This window comes from Mesorhizobium sp. M0522, assembly GCF_040321085.1.
Lineage (GTDB): Bacteria > Pseudomonadota > Alphaproteobacteria > Rhizobiales > Rhizobiaceae > Mesorhizobium.
The window spans coordinates 59,319-73,861 of the sequence record NZ_JAMYQW010000026.1 but is presented as its reverse complement, the minus strand read 5'-3'; the positions used below and the strand labels follow the sequence as shown (position 1 = coordinate 73,861).

Below are 14,543 nucleotides of genomic sequence, written 5' to 3'. Positions count from 1 at the left end.
GTCTTAACCATCACATCATTTTGTCCTCCGACATGATGCGCGAGTGCGGCTTGTTTGGTCGCCATCTCCAGGCACCTCCCTCCCTTTGCAGAAATGCCCACCCATGCTAACCCGGCGCTGGCGCGGCCCAGCAACCGGTCGCCGCCAATCGGTCGCCAGACGGTCGTCGCCAATCGGTTGTCGTTGAGAGCCATGAGCAAAACCGCCAGCCGTTTCGCCTTCGTCTCATCCGGTACAGCCGACGCCAATGCAGCGTTGGAAAGCCTTTCGGCACGCTACGGCCAGGCATCCGTCGAGGAGGCCGGGATCGTCGTGGCGCTCGGTGGCGACGGCTTTCTGCTGCAGACCCTGCGCGAGACGATGAGCACGGGAAAGAAGGTCTACGGCATGAACCGTGGCACCATCGGTTTCCTGATGAACGAATACCGCGCCAGCGGCTTGACCGGGCGCATCGCGGCGGCCGTTGCCGAAACGATCCGTCCGCTGGAGATGCAGGCGGTGACGGCCGAAGGCGAGACGATTTCGGCGCTCGCGATCAACGAGGTCGCGCTTTGGCGCCAGTCGTACCAGACGGCCAAGATCCGCATCACCGTGGATGGGCAAGAGCGGCTGGAGGAATTGCACTGCGACGGCGTGATGATTGCGACGCCGGCCGGCTCGACCGCGTATAATCTGTCGGCGCACGGGCCGATCCTGCCGCTCGACGCTCCGCTGCTGGCGCTGACCCCGGTCAGCCCGTTTCGTCCGCGCCGCTGGCGCGGCGCGCTGCTCTCCAACAAGGCGATCGTGCGTTTCGACATTCTGGAGCCGGAAAAGCGGCCGGTGAATGCGGCCGCCGACCACACCGAGGTCAAGGCGGTGACGACGGTCACAGTGAGGGAATCGCCGACGGCAACGGCGACGCTGCTGTTCGATCCCAACCATTCGTGGAACGAGCGCATTCTCGCCGAACAGTTCAGGTATTGAACAGACCGTGCAAATAAAAACCCGGCACGAGGCCGGGTTCCTATTTGACAACACAAGACTGTTGCGGCCGCCGATCGTTGCGATTAGAACTTGTAATTCAAGCCGATGACTCCGGTGTGTATGCGGACCTTTGCTTCGACATTCAGGCCGGTGTCGACTGTATAATCGCCCTTGCCCAGATCGAAATATTTGTATTCGCCCTTGAGCGACCAGTGATCGGTAAAGGCATATTCCAGGCCCGCGCCCAGGGTCCAGCCTGCTCTGGTTTTCGAGGTGCCGTTGGTCCCGATCGGACCGCTTGTGCTAATCTCAACCCTGCCGAAGCCGAGACCGCCGGTACCGTAGATCAGCAGCCTATCCATCGCATAGCCAATTCGGCCACGCAGCGATCCGAGCATCTTTACATCGGAATCGCAAGAGAAGGTGGGGTTCGGACAGGCCGTGCCGCCATCGATGTGGGCGGCCGAGATGTCCGCCTCGACGCCATAGACTATATTTCCGCTCTGGAAATTGTAACCGGCCTGGACGCCGCCCAGGGCGCCGCTGCCATCATGATCAGCCGTCCCGCCAACAGTATATTCCCAGTCTACTTTGCTGCTGCCACCGCCGACATGTGCGCCTAGATAGAGGCCCGTCCAGTTATACGTTGATGCGACCGGCAATTCCACGACATCGGCCGCGATCGCCGGAGTCAAGGCCGCTGCCAGAAACGCAGCGGAGAGAAAAACTTTCTTCATAATATGGCCCCCTCAGCCAAGAAAATGGATGAATCATTTGTGGCTAGTTTTCTGAGTTATTTCAAATCTCAAATGACACTTTCGCGTGCGGTCAGAATGAATGCACCCTGGCGTTGCTGATCTGCAACACCTGCGCTGGTGCGAGAATGTCGCCTTGCTGAAGAGCGGGCCATCGACGAGCGGTAACCATCGCGATTAAGGTTACGGCTTCACAATCGCGCCAATGCCGCCCGTTTGTGTTGACAAATCGTGGGCTTGCGCCTACCTGCAATACCAATCTTGCAGGCGCGCGGCGCTTGCCGCGACTGCATATGTTGCGCCCCCGAACCAGCCAAAGACAGCCAAACTTGTCCTCAGACACCCAGATCGCTCAAGAAGCGTTGACCTTCGCAGACCTCGGCCTGTCGCCGAAGGTCCTTTCCGCAGTTACCGATGCCGGCTACACCGAGCCGACGCCGATCCAGGCTGGCGCCATCCCTCACGCCTTGCTCGGCAAGGACGTGCTGGGCATAGCCCAGACCGGCACCGGCAAGACGGCGTCCTTCGTCCTGCCGATGCTCACCCGGCTGGAAAAGGGCCGCGCCCGCGCCCGCATGCCGCGCACGCTGATCCTCGAGCCGACGCGCGAGCTCGCCGCGCAGGTCGAGGAAAACTTCGTCAAATACGGCAAGAACCACAAGCTCAACATCGCACTGCTGATCGGCGGCGTGTCCTTCGACGAGCAGGACAAGAAGCTCGAGCGCGGCGCCGATGTGCTGATCGCGACCCCCGGCCGCCTGCTCGACCATCGCGAGCGCGGCAAGCTCCTGCTCAACGGCGTCGAGATCCTCGTCATCGACGAGGCCGACCGCATGCTCGACATGGGCTTCATCCCCGACATCGAGCGTATCTGCGAGATGATCCCGTTCACCAGGCAGACGCTGTTCTTCTCGGCGACGATGCCGCCGGAAATCACCAAGCTCACCGAGAAATTCCTGCACGCACCGGTGCGCGTCGAAGTGTCGAAGGCAGCATCGGCCGCCACCAACATCACCCAGCGGCTGGTGAAATCCGGCCCGAAACCCTGGGACAAGCGCGAGACGCTGCGCAATCTGATGAAAGCCGAGGATGCCGAGCTGAAGAACGCCATCATCTTCTGCAACCGCAAGATCGAGGTATCGGAGCTGTTCCGCTCGCTGCTGAAATATGATTTCGACGCCGGCGCTCTGCACGGCGACATGGACCAGCGCGCGCGCATGCAGATGCTGGCCAATTTCCGTGACGGCAAGCTGCGCTACCTCGTTGCTTCGGATGTCGCGGCGCGCGGCCTCGACATTCCCGATGTCAGCCATGTCTTCAATTACGACGTGCCGATCCACGCGGAGGATTACGTCCACCGCATCGGCCGTACCGGCCGCGCCGGGCGCTCGGGCAAATCCTTCACCATCGCGACCAAGTCGGACACCAAATACATCGACGCCATCGAGCGGCTGATCGGCACGAAGATCGAGTGGCATGACGGCGATTTGTCGACGGTCGTTGCCAGCGAAGGCGGCGAGGATGAGGCCCCGCGCCGTGGCCGCGGTGCGCCACGCCGTGCCGGCCGCAAGGACGACGCCGACGCCAAGGACAGGGGCGAGCGCAAACCGCGTGAACGCCACGTCAAGCGCAGCGAGGAAGCGGCGCCGGAAGCGGTTAGCGAGGAACAGCCAGTCGTGGCCGAAGCCACCGTCGCCGACATCGACGAGCGGCGTACCCGCAAAGAGGCGATCCGGTCGGAAAACAGCGAACGCCAGGCTTCACCTGAACGGAAGGCTTCGCCGGATCGCAACGAAAGGCGCGCGCCCGAACGCGGCGACACCAGGCCGCAGCGCGAGCGCCCTGCCCGCCAGCGACAGGAAGACAATGACGCGACCGTCGGCTTCGGCGACGACATGCCGGCCTTCATGCGGATCGTCGCCAAGGTCTGATGCTGCAGCGCTTGTGCGTCCTGCGGACGCGCGAAGCACCGAAACCTGCATAAGACAGCCTCGCTTCGCGCTGAGATGGGGTTAGTCCGGCAGGCCCGCCTTGCGAAGGCCTTCGATATATCTGCTGCGATCGTCCGGTCGATAAAACGGCGGCAGCACCTCGGCGAGATTCGAAAGCCGCAGCGAGGGATCGAACTCGCAAAGCCGGGCCATCATTTGCTGCGCTTCCGTTAGGCGCCCCGCAAGGGCATGACCCGCCGCCACTACACGCATCGCGCTCACGTAGTTCGGCTGGTGCCGCAGCGACTTTCCCGCCCAAGCGACGGCGTCATCGTAGTGGCCTGCACAAAAATGAGCGAGCCCGGTGTTGAACTGCCAAGCGAACAGGCGTGGATCCAATGGGCTTAGGCGCATGGCAAGCGCGGCGTGCTCGATGGCCTTGCCTGGCTCGCCCAAGCAAGCCCTCACCCAGCTGCTGACGCCCAAAGCAGCGGCCAAGTTCGGGTTGAGAGCGAGCGCGCGATCGATGCAAGCCGCACTATCATCAAGGTCGCCGCCTACGTAGCCGAGGACGTATCCACCGTAGGAAAGCGCAATTGCATCGTCCCTTCCGAGTTCGACCGCTCTCCTGGCCAGTCGAGTAGCTTCGGCAATCTCTTCTGCACGGTCGACCATCCAGCCGTTGCTTTTTCGGGTAGCGTAGCACCGCGCCGCCCGCGCATGGGCTATCGCGAACTCCGGGTCACGGTCGATCGCCTTCATGAAGAGGCGCAAGGCGTCGTCAATCGCCGATCTACTAGTGATCGTTCGGTCAAAGGCCGCCAGCCCGCGGAGATAGTAGTCATAAGCATCGAGGCTTTCTGTCGGTTTGCGTTTGGCACGCTCGATCTCAGCCTCCTCCATTTTCGGTGTGATTGCGCCGACGATGCTCGAGGCGACCTGGTCCTGCAGACTGAAAACTTCGGCGAGCGTTCCATCAAAACGGTCGGCCCAGAGATAGGCCCCCGTCGAGGTGTCGATGAGCTGCCCGGCGATGCGCAGGCGGTCGCCCGCCCGGCGAACACTTCCCTCGACCACATAGCGCACGCCCAGCTCACGCCCGACCTGCTTTATGTCTATGGACCGTCCCCTGTAGGTGAAGCTCGAATTCCGTGCGACCACGAACAGGTGACGAAAGTGAGCCAAGGCGGTGACAATGTCTTCCACCATGCCGTCGGCGAAATATTCCTGCTCCACATCACCGCTTAGATTCTGAAACGGCAGCACCGCAATCGACGGCTGGTCGTCGCGCCTCGTCGGGGCCGCCAGAACCTGCGCCAGTGATGCGGCGGCAGAGCTTGGCTCAGGCCGCTGACGTTCAGTTCTTTCACGGGACTGCAGGGAAGCCGCAAGTGAGCTTGTCTGCTCCTCTGGGTCCGCATTCAGATGTTTTTTTAAAGCTGCCCGACACAGCTCGACCTGGCGCAAGGCCGCGTTTTCGTGACCTCGATGAGCGTGGATGCGGATAAGCGCCCGATGGGCTGCCTCCGCCGTCGGATCCGAGGCGAGCAATCTCTCCGCGAGCCCTTCGCAGGCCGTCTCTTCCGCTGAGCCGGGTGCGGGCAGCGCCAGGCTCAGCCGATCGACCAACTGCAGCGCCTTGCGCTGATACTTGCTCAGATACGGTCCAAACCACTCGTCCAGTTCGTCAGGAATCGTTTGCCCGGCAAGCAGCTCACCGCGATAGAGATCGGCTGCGAAGGCGAGATCGGTGGTCCGGCCCTCCTCTAATTTCCGGTCGAACACCGAGATGTCCGCCTCATCCGGACCGGCAATCAGCACGACGGTCTCCTGATCCCCATCGATGTAGACGGTGGCATCCAAGCTGGCCGGGAACGAGCGCCTGATGTCGACAAGCGCTTGCCGCAGACTATTGCGGGCTTGCCCATTGCTTCGCCCCGGCCAAAAGGCTTCGGAAAGCTGCTCGCGACGATGGCCGCGGCGGCCTGCGAGAACCAGAGCAGCAAAAAGAAGCGAAGTCTTGCGTGTGGCGAACCGGACGGGCCGGTGCTCCGGGGAAGTAACCTCCAGGCCCACCAAGCAACCGGATGCGCACAAATCGTCTCCAGACTTTGACCGCAGCGACAGAATAGCATCTCGGTAGATTGATTTAACACCGATTTAACGGCGGATCGTCGGACTCCTCCCAATTGTTCACGCACAGCCGAACAGCCCGAAAACACCTGCGTGGCACGCTCCCACCCGCAAACTCGAAACGGGAGACTAAGAAATGGCTCACACGGGAACTCGCGCCGGCAGCAGCGCGTCCAAACGCCGCTGGCTTGGGTCTGGCCTGAAAAGCGCAGCAATGATGATCACTGCCTTCACGGGGTGGCGGCGGACCGTCGCAAGACGCAGGGCATTGGCAAATTTGACGACCGATCAGCTGAATGACATCGGTCATTCGGAGGTCCATCAACCCGTGGTCAACGCCGCCAAGGCAGTTCTGATCACGAACTTGATGTCGATGAGGTAAGATCGGCGCTCAGATTAGTTTTGCGCCCTAAAGGTTCTTGAGCTCCAGGCGGGATGCCAGCAGGTCCAGAAAAGCGCGAACTTTGGCGGAGGATGATCTGCCTTCCGGCCACACGGCGTGTATCGGCACCGGCACAGGCTCGAATTCGGTCAGAACCAGTTCCAGGCGGCCGTCGTCCACCAGGTGTTTTATCTGCCAAAGCGGCGAGTAGCCCAGACCCAATCCGTGAACCGCGGCTGCATAGATGGATATCATCAAATTCGACCGGAAAGTGCCCGCGACCTTCACCGACCGGGGCTTGCCTTCAATCTGAAACATCCATTCGCCCGGGCGGCCGTCGACAGTTCGTACGATGCAATCGTGCTCACGCAATTCAAGCGGATGGGCCGGTCGGCCGCGTTGCTGGAAGTAGGCAGGTGCGCCGAACACGACGCGCCGCAACGCCCCCAGCCGCTTCGCACGTAAATTGGAATTCGGCAAATTGCCGATCCGGACCGCCAAATCGAGACCCTCGGCATCAAGATCGACAAATTCATCGGAAAGCTGGAGGTCAACCTCGACGCGGGGATATGTCCGCATACAGTCGGCGATGACCGGCATCAGGAAATCCGGGCCGAACAGAACCGGGGCACTCACACGCAGGATGCCCGACGGCTCCGACCGTCGGTTGGCCGCCTGAAGCCTGGCTTCGTTAATTTCCTCGACGGCGGGTTTGATGCGCTGGAAAAAAGCCGCTCCGGCTTCGCTCGGCGTCGAGCGGCGTGTCGTCCTGTGCAGAAGCTCGACCCCGATGGATTCCTCCAATGTCGCCAAGGACCGACTGACCGACTGCAGTGAGCGGTTCAGCCGGCGTGCGGCAGCCGTCAGGCTGCCGTGCTCGACAATGGCAATGAAGGCCTCGAAATCATCTATCCGGCTCATCGCTCCTTTCTCCCGAAAATCGGGAGAAACTATCGCAAAATCGATCAATTGTAACGCAGTTCGCTAGATTTTATCTTCCCTGCATAGGCCGAAAGGCAGACTTGAGGGAAGGAGATCGTCATGCGAACACCCAGTCCAACGGTCCTGATCGTAGGCGCCGCAGGCCGCGTTGCCGGTTTGGTGGTGCCTGAACTCGTCCGCCGCAATGCCAGGATTCGGTCGCTTGTTCGTGACGCCGCGAGTGCCGAAAAAGCCCAGAAAGCCGGTGCATCCGAGATCGCGATCGGAGATCTGCGCGACCATCGGAGCCTTGAGCAGGCCGTGGAAGGTGTCGACGGTGTCTTTCACATCGGACCGGCCTTTGCTCCCGACGAAGCCGCCATGGGGGTTGCCATGGTTGAGGCGGCGGCGCGAGCAGGCGTTCGAAAGTTCGTCTTTTCGTCGGTGATCCAGCCGACCAATACGAGGCTGGAAAACCATGCAAGCAAGGTACCCGTTGAAGCTGCCCTCTATTCGACGAACATGGAGTACACCATTCTGCACCCGGCCAATTTCATGCAAAATATCGCGGCGGCCTGGCCGTCCGTCGTCGAGCACGGCGTTTTCGCCGAGCCGTTTCCAAGGACGGCGAAGCTCGCCCGCGTCGACTATCGCGATGTGGCTGAAGTTGCGGCAATCGCACTGACCGAAGCGCGTTTGTCCTATGCGACCCTCGAGCTGTGCGCCGACGGTATGCACAGCCGCGAAGAGGTCGTCGCCATGATGAGCGAAGCGCTTGGCCGGCCGGTTTCGGCGGGCGAGCCGACATTTCAGGACTGGGCGGCGAAGGCCCGCCTTCCCTATACGGACCGGCAGTTGCAGATGCTGGCCAAAGTACACAGCCACTACGCCAAATACGGCCTCGGCGGGAACAGCCTGACGTTGCGTGCCGTGCTTGGCCGCGAGCCGCGTTCGCTGCGAAGCTTCATTCGGGAATTGGCGCTGCAGACGGCATATGCCGCCTGATCGTCCTCACAATAGCGCCTACGCATATTTTTTTATTAGGAGATTTCGATGCAAGCATCACCGGACCGAGCCTTCAAGTTGAGAAAGCTGCCGCCCTCCTACGGCGCGGTGGTGATGCCGTTGGTTCTTTCGATTCTGATGTCCTCGATTGTCTCGGCGGTTTCGACGGCAATCGGCGCAGGCTGGACGAACGGGTTTATAGCGGCCTGGAGCTATGCGTGGGGCGCTTCATGGCTTGTTGCGTTTCCCAGCCTGCTGATTGTGCTTCCGATCGTGCGCCGGATCGTTGCCGCAATTGTCGATCAGCCGGCCCGGTCCTGATATCGCGAACGAAGGGCGCCGGCGGCCGGTGGTCCGGCATAACCATTAGAGCGGCCCCTTGCGGGGCCGCTCTCGGTTCATGTGCTTGCCTCAGGTGAGCGGCGACAGCTGGATCTCGACGCGGCGGTTCTGAGCCCGGCCGGCAGCCGTCGCATTGGAGGCGATCGGACGCGTCTTGCCGAAGCCGGTGACGGCGAAGCGGCGGGAATCGACGCCCTGTCCGGACAGATAGTTGGCGACCGCCAAAGCACGGCGCTGCGACAGGTCGAAATTGTGCTCGTCGCCGCCGGTCGAGTCGGTGTGGCCGAACACGTCGACGGTGGTCTGCCGGAACTTTTTCAGCACAAGGGCAACCGAATTCAGCACCGGATAGAAACCGGCCTTCACCGCGTCCTGGTCGACGTTGAAGGTGATGTCGGACGGCATATTGAGGATGATCTGGTCGCCGGTGCGGGTGACGCTGACGCCGGTGCCCTGAAGCTGTCGGCGCAGTTCGGCCTCGTTCTGGTCCATGGTGGCACCGATGGCACCGCCGGCAAGCGCGCCGATGCCCGCGCCGATCAGCGCGTTGCGGCGGTCGTTACCGCCGGCAAGCATGCCGAGCCCGGCACCCGCCAAAGCACCGAGACCGGCGCCGGCAGCGGTGTTGGAAACCTTCTGTTCCCCGGTGTAGGGATCGGTGGTGCATGCGCTCACGAGCACAGCCGTCGCCACGACGGCGAGCACAATCTTTTTCATATGGTGGTCCCTCTCCATTCCACGGTCGCGCAACGGCGCACCGCATCAGCCCTTCCAGCGACTTGTACCATGAAATGCGGCGAAAAACGGACCAGCAAAAGCCGTTGCCGCGGCTTTCCCCGGCTCAATTCCACACGCCTGCAGCGGCTCGCGCGACCACCCCAATTCGATCGGCTACCAGAGATTCTTGCCGTCGATGACCACCACTTCGACCTTGTCGAGATCGAAATCGTCGAACAGCCGCGAGTTCACGCTGATCTTCGGATTGTCGAAATTCGGCTCGCCTGTCGACCAGTCCGGCGTCTCGGTGAAGGTGCCGCAGCCGCAGGTGGCGCAAAAACCGTGTTTTATGGTTTTCGATCCCCACTGGTAGAACGAAACATTCTCCGGCGGGCTGGTGAGTCTGAATTGCGATGGGGTGTAATAGGCCCACAACGAACCGCGTTTCGAACAGAAGGAACAGGTGCATCGCGTCACTGTCTGCGGCGCTTGCGAAACCTCGAACGTCGTCGCCTTGCAGTGGCAGCTTGCCTTGATGGTCATGAATTGGTCCCTCACAATGCCGCCGCCCCGTACGGCAAAGGCAGCATAAAGAAACGCTCCTGACAACTGCCGGTCAGCAGACCTGTGAGCCTGCGATGCACAGATCGAAGGCCCATCGATCCAAAACCGCTGCACACGCTCGGGTCAGCCCGTGGGCAAGCTTTTGGGCGTCATGCGCTAGTAGGACGATGGGGGCACGAACAGGCAGATGGTCTTTCCGTCATTGGCACCGGCAACGGAGCACCAATGATATTCGCCGTCGGGCGAATTCTTGATCCGCTTGTCGCTATAGGCCACGACTTCCCCGGTTCCTTTGATGACATAGCCCTCGGGACGTTCGCTGATCGATGTCTGAGAGACCTCGCGGCAATCATAGCCCGAGCAGCAGGAGAACGGATAGCTCCAGCCTTGCGGCATTGCCGCGGTCGGCTTGGCATCATGCGCCAGAGCAGGCGCCGCAAATGGAATGGCGGCAGCAATCAAAACCACTGCCGCGACAAGTGAATTCAGGAGTCGGCGCGCCGTGCGGGCGACTGGGGCCGGTCTGGTTGTGAGAGCAGGCATGAGCGCAGTTCCTATCAACGGTTGTCAAGCATTTCGCTTGCCCGTTCCCGGAACGTGTCTTCCCAGTGGCCGGATCGTCAGGTCGCAGATACGCCGCGTCCGGCCATAAATGCTTTTTTCCTCCCCAGCGCATGAATGCTGGGCTGATTCCTTGGTTGGCGCAAGGAATTGCTGTCGCAATCGAACGCCGACCTCTGCAGCCGGAACCAACCTGCCGCCCTGGTTGACGAACCTCGTCGACCCCCGGCAGAGGGATCGCCAATAACGGGATTTGGCTCGCGCTGGTTCCAGGCTTGGCACCGGCAGGCCCGAGGCATCCGCGTCAAAAGCGGAAATCGATTTTGAAAAACTCTACGAAAAACAAAGTTGTAGAACGACAGGTAGGTGCAAATTGAGAGCTCGTCACTCTCGCACGATGGCCGTAACTCTCGCGTGATGAACCCACATTCCTGCCGGATTGGTGCCCGGCGGCCTCAGTCGATATCGGCCACCGTTTCGCCGGCGCCACCCTCGATCCGCTGCGACAGCGAGGCTTCCATGAAATCATCGAGGTCGCCGTCGAGCACGCTCGACGGGCTGGTGCTCTCGACACCGGTGCGCAGATCTTTCACCAACTGATAGGGCTGCAGCACGTAGGACCGTATCTGGTGGCCCCAGCCGATATCGCTCTTCGACGCTTCCGTGGCGTCCGCCACCGCTTCGCGCTTCTTCAGCTCTTCCTCGTAAAGCCGCGAGCGCAGCATTTCCCAGGCCTTGGCCTTGTTCTTGTGCTGGGAGCGCTCGGCCTGGCAGGCAACCGCGATGCCGGTGGCGAGATGGGTTATGCGCACGGCCGAATCGGTGGTGTTGACGTGCTGGCCGCCCGATCCCGACGACCGATACGTGTCGATACGGACGTCGGATTCGGAAACGTCGATGTCGATCGTATCGTCGATGACGGGATAGACCCAGACGCTGGCGAAGGAGGTGTGGCGGCGCGCATTGCTGTCATAGGGCGAAATCCGCACGAGACGATGCACGCCGGATTCCGTCTTCAGCCAGCCGTAGGCGTTGTGGCCCTTGATCAGCAGCGTGGCGGACTTGATGCCGGCTTCTTCACCGTCATGTACTTCCAGCACTTCGACCTTGAAGCGGCGGCGCTCGGCCCAGCGCGTATACATGCGCAGAAGCATCGAGGCCCAGTCCTGGCTTTCGGTGCCGCCGGCGCCAGCATGGACTTCCAGATAGCTATCGTTGGCGTCAGCCTCGCCCGACAGCAGCGTTTCGATCTGGCGCGCCTTGGCCTCGCCGCGCATCGAGCGGATCGCCGCTTCGGCCTCCGCGATTACGCCCTCGTCGCCCTCTTCCTCGCCAAGCTCGATCAGGCCGATATTGTCTTCCAGGGCCTGGGTGAGGCCTTTGACCGCGGCAATACCTTCCTCGAGGCCCTGACGCTCGCGCATCAGCTTTTGCGCTTCCAGCGGCTCGTTCCAGAGGCTCGAATCCTCGGCACGGACATTCAGGTACTCAAGCCGCTTTATGGCTTGATCCCAGTCAAAGATGCCTCCTCAGCAGGGTTATCGCCTGCCTGATCTCGTCGACAATATTTTGCGTTTCCGCGCGCATGGCTGGCTGTTCTGTCCTGTTGCTAAATGGCGGCTTGATGGCGCGATACATAGGGACGGCACCGGCCCCTGTAAAGCGGAATGGGCCGGCTCGACCATCATCGTCAAGTCGGCCCGACCCGATGTAGCGATTGTCAGTAGAGCCCGCCGCCGCCCGACTGGATGGCCTGGTTGGCCTGCGGCGACAGCGCCCCGCCGGTGGCGTTGGAGCCGTCCGCACCCATGCCGATCACCCAATAGCTGTCGGCGGGACCGGTACCCGGCTTGAAGGCTTCGGTGATGGTTCCGGCGTCGCCCGCGTTGGCTCGCATGCCGGTCTTGCGATTGATCGCAATCAGCTTCATGCCTTCCGGAACCTTGAAGTCGACATTGGGCGTGCCATCCAGCGCCACGCGCATGAAATCCTTGAAGATCGGCGCGGCAAGGCCGCCGCCGGTCGCGCCCTTGCCAAGACCTTTCGGCTGATCGTAGCCCATATAGAGGCCGACAACGAGGTTCGGCGTATAGCCGATGAACCAGGCATCCTTTTCGTCGTTGGTCGTTCCGGTCTTGCCGGCGATGTGACGGCCAAGCTCGTTGATGGTGGCGCCGGTACCGCGTTGCACGACGCCCTCCATCATCGATGTGATCTGGTAGGCGGTCATCGGATCGAGCACCTGCTCGGAGTTGTCGACCAGCTCCGGCTCTGGCTGGTCCTGCCACTCGGCGGCATTGCAGTTCGAGCAGCCGCGTTCGTCCTGCCTAAAGACGGTCTTGCCGTAGCGATCCTGGATGCGGTCGATCAGCGACGGCTTGATCGACTTGCCGCCATTGGCCATGATCGAATAGGCCGACACCATGCGCATCACCGTCGTCTCGCCGGATCCCAGCGCCATCGGCAGATACGGCGCCAGGTGGTCGTAGACGCCGAAACGCTCGGCATATTCCACGACCAGCTTCATGCCCATGTCGTTGGCAAGCCGCACCGTCATCAGATTGCGCGATTTCTCGATGCCGGAGCGCAACGTCGCCGGGCCGGCCACCGTTCCGTCGTAGTTCTTGGGCGTCCAGGTCGTGTTGCCGCTCTGGATGGTGATCGGCCCGTCCATGATCACGGAGGCGGGGGTATAGCCATTGTCGAGGGCGGCCGAATAGACGATCGGCTTGAACGACGATCCCGGCTGGCGCATGGCCTGCGTCGCCCGGTTGAACTCCGATTGCGCGTAGGAGAAACCGCCGACCATGGCCAGGACGCGTCCGGTATGCGGGTCCATGGCGATCAGGCCGCCTTCCACTTCGGGAACCTGGCGCAAGCTGTAGCTGTTGTCCGAGCCGTCGTTCTTCTGCACGAAAATCACGTCGCCCGGCTTCAACACGTCGGCGGGCGACTTCGCCTTGACGGTCCTGCCGTCGACCACGTGGCGCATGGCGAAGCTCATGTCTTCCTTGCTGACAGTGCCTTCGACGCGGTCCTTGACGATTTCGCCGGAGATCTGGCGCGTCGGCTGCAGGCCGATGGACAGGCCGGTGGCCGAGCTGTCGAGCACGACGGCGAGCGACCATTCCGGCACGTCCTCCAACCGCTTGACGTTGCCCAGCGGCACGCCCCAGTCGCCGGAAACGTCGATGCTCGTGACCGGCCCGCGGTAGCCGCGCAGCGTGTCGAACTTCATAAGTCCGTTCTGCATGGCCTTGCGGGCAATCAGCTGCATCTTCGGATCGAGCGTCGTGCGGACGGAAAGGCCGCCCTCGTAGAGCGCATTCTCGCCATAGCGCGCGATGATCTGGCGACGCACTTCCTCGGTGAAATACTCCCCGGCGAAGAGATAGTTGCCGGTGCGGCGCGGCGTGACGCCGAGCGGCTCGGCCTTGGCCTTCTCGCCTTCCTCATGCGTGACGTAACCGTTCTCGACCATCTGGTCGATCACCCAGTTGCGGCGCTCCAAGGCGCGATCGGCATGCTTGAAGGGATGGTAGTTGTTCGGCCCCTTCGGCAGAGAGGCGAGATAGGCGGCTTCGGCCACGGTGAGCTCGTTCACCGATTTGTCGAAATAGGTTAGCGCAGCACCGGCGACGCCATAGGCGCCGAAGCCGAAGAAAATCTCGTTGAGATAGAGCTCGAGAATGCGATCCTTTGAGTAGGCCTGCTCGATGCGGAAGGCGAGGATCATCTCCTTGATCTTGCGCTCGTAGGTCTGGTCTGAAGACAACAGGAAGTTCTTCGCCACCTGCTGGGTGATGGTCGAGGCGCCGACCTGGCGCTTTCCCGAGCCAACATTCTGCAGGTTGACGACAATGGCCCGGCCAAGGCCGGTCACGTCGATGCCGGGGTGATTGTAAAAGTTCTTGTCCTCGGCCGACAGGAAGGCCGCCTTGACACGATCCGGGATCGCCTGAATCGGCAGATAAAGCCGCCGCTCACGCGCATATTCGGCCATCAGCGCGCCATCCGACGCGTGGATGCGGGTCGTCACCGGCGGCTCGTATTTGGCCAGCACCTCGTAATCGGGCAGGTCCTTCGACAAATGGCCGATATAGATCGCCACGCCCGCCGCGACCAAAAGGGCCAGCGTCGTGCCGATGCCGAAGAAATAGCCAATGAGACGAATCATACCCGCTCCAGTCCTTGGTTCGGGAATTTCCTAAACGAAGCCGCCCTTCGCGCAAGCTTTCGGGACGATCCCAAACCGTAATCGCAAAA

At 61.7% G+C, this 14,543-nt stretch carries 12 protein-coding genes; 4 read left to right on the top strand and 8 right to left on the bottom strand.

What is annotated here, in order from left to right; all coding sequences use genetic code 11:
* Positions 1–192: 192 nt before the first annotated feature.
* Positions 193–966, top strand: a complete 774-nt coding sequence (locus tag NKI58_RS24315; RefSeq protein WP_023679915.1) for an NAD kinase — start codon at positions 193–195, stop codon at positions 964–966.
* 83 nt (positions 967–1,049) lie between these two features.
* On the opposite strand, the gene NKI58_RS24310 is transcribed toward NKI58_RS24315, so the two are convergent.
* Positions 1,050–1,703, bottom strand: coding sequence for an outer membrane protein (locus tag NKI58_RS24310; protein ID WP_352787415.1), 654 nt, complete (start codon positions 1,701–1,703; stop codon positions 1,050–1,052).
* Positions 1,704–2,050: 347 nt separating this feature from the next.
* Between NKI58_RS24310 and NKI58_RS24305 the strand changes: the two genes are divergently transcribed.
* Complete coding sequence (locus NKI58_RS24305; protein ID WP_352787412.1) at positions 2,051–3,652, top strand: DEAD/DEAH box helicase; 1,602 nt, start codon at positions 2,051–2,053, stop codon at positions 3,650–3,652.
* A gap of 81 nt (positions 3,653–3,733) precedes the next feature.
* Here NKI58_RS24305 and NKI58_RS24300 read toward each other — a convergent pair whose 3' ends face one another.
* On the bottom strand, positions 3,734–5,728 hold the full coding sequence (locus NKI58_RS24300) for a BTAD domain-containing putative transcriptional regulator (protein ID WP_352787409.1): 1,995 nt from the start codon (positions 5,726–5,728) through the stop codon (positions 3,734–3,736).
* A gap of 466 nt (positions 5,729–6,194) precedes the next feature.
* Complete coding sequence (locus tag NKI58_RS24295) at positions 6,195–7,088, bottom strand: LysR family transcriptional regulator (RefSeq protein WP_352787406.1); 894 nt, start codon at positions 7,086–7,088, stop codon at positions 6,195–6,197.
* 120 nt (positions 7,089–7,208) lie between these two features.
* Here NKI58_RS24295 and NKI58_RS24290 point away from each other — a divergent pair, with 120 nt between their 5' ends.
* Both NKI58_RS24290 and NKI58_RS24285 read left to right on the top strand, forming a co-directional pair.
* Positions 7,209–8,093, top strand: coding sequence for an NmrA/HSCARG family protein (locus NKI58_RS24290; protein WP_352787403.1), 885 nt, complete (start codon positions 7,209–7,211; stop codon positions 8,091–8,093).
* A gap of 48 nt (positions 8,094–8,141) precedes the next feature.
* A complete protein-coding gene (locus tag NKI58_RS24285; protein WP_023679921.1) occupies positions 8,142–8,414 on the top strand; it encodes a DUF2798 domain-containing protein in 273 nt (90 codons plus the stop codon).
* A 90-nt stretch (positions 8,415–8,504) separates the two neighbouring features.
* On the opposite strand, the gene NKI58_RS24280 is transcribed toward NKI58_RS24285, so the two are convergent.
* The 5 genes from NKI58_RS24280 to NKI58_RS24260 all read right to left on the bottom strand — a co-directional run bounded on the left by NKI58_RS24280 (position 8,505) and on the right by NKI58_RS24260 (position 14,454).
* A complete protein-coding gene (locus NKI58_RS24280) occupies positions 8,505–9,152 on the bottom strand; it encodes a YiaD family glycine zipper/OmpA-like lipoprotein (RefSeq protein ID WP_023679922.1) in 648 nt (215 codons plus the stop codon).
* A gap of 174 nt (positions 9,153–9,326) precedes the next feature.
* Positions 9,327–9,695 (bottom strand): GFA family protein, encoded by a 369-nt coding sequence (locus tag NKI58_RS24275; RefSeq protein WP_023679923.1) that lies wholly within the window; start codon positions 9,693–9,695, stop codon positions 9,327–9,329.
* A gap of 177 nt (positions 9,696–9,872) precedes the next feature.
* A complete protein-coding gene (locus NKI58_RS24270) occupies positions 9,873–10,259 on the bottom strand; it encodes a hypothetical protein (protein ID WP_031212810.1) in 387 nt (128 codons plus the stop codon).
* A gap of 473 nt (positions 10,260–10,732) precedes the next feature.
* A protein-coding gene (gene prfB, locus NKI58_RS24265; RefSeq protein ID WP_156937454.1) for a peptide chain release factor 2 occupies positions 10,733–11,864 on the bottom strand; the annotation gives its coding sequence in 2 pieces (ribosomal slippage) (positions 10,733–11,797 and positions 11,799–11,864; 1,131 coding nt in all).
* A gap of 133 nt (positions 11,865–11,997) precedes the next feature.
* A complete protein-coding gene (locus tag NKI58_RS24260) occupies positions 11,998–14,454 on the bottom strand; it encodes a penicillin-binding protein 1A (protein WP_023679927.1) in 2,457 nt (818 codons plus the stop codon).
* Between the last annotated feature and the right edge of the window lie 89 nt (positions 14,455–14,543).

Coding starts and splice junctions, on each gene's coding strand:
- NKI58_RS24290 (WP_352787403.1), top strand. CDS start 7,209: ATGCGAACACCCAGTCCAACGGTCCTGATCGTAGGCGCCGCAGGCCGC.
- NKI58_RS24270 (WP_031212810.1), bottom strand. CDS start 10,259: ATGCCTGCTCTCACAACCAGACCGGCCCCAGTCGCCCGCACGGCGCGC.
- NKI58_RS24280 (WP_023679922.1), bottom strand. CDS start 9,152: ATGAAAAAGATTGTGCTCGCCGTCGTGGCGACGGCTGTGCTCGTGAGC.
- NKI58_RS24310 (WP_352787415.1), bottom strand. CDS start 1,703: ATGAAGAAAGTTTTTCTCTCCGCTGCGTTTCTGGCAGCGGCCTTGACT.
- NKI58_RS24285 (WP_023679921.1), top strand. CDS start 8,142: ATGCAAGCATCACCGGACCGAGCCTTCAAGTTGAGAAAGCTGCCGCCC.
- NKI58_RS24260 (WP_023679927.1), bottom strand. CDS start 14,454: ATGATTCGTCTCATTGGCTATTTCTTCGGCATCGGCACGACGCTGGCC.
- NKI58_RS24315 (WP_023679915.1), top strand. CDS start 193: ATGAGCAAAACCGCCAGCCGTTTCGCCTTCGTCTCATCCGGTACAGCC.
- NKI58_RS24275 (WP_023679923.1), bottom strand. CDS start 9,695: ATGACCATCAAGGCAAGCTGCCACTGCAAGGCGACGACGTTCGAGGTT.
- NKI58_RS24295 (WP_352787406.1), bottom strand. CDS start 7,088: ATGAGCCGGATAGATGATTTCGAGGCCTTCATTGCCATTGTCGAGCAC.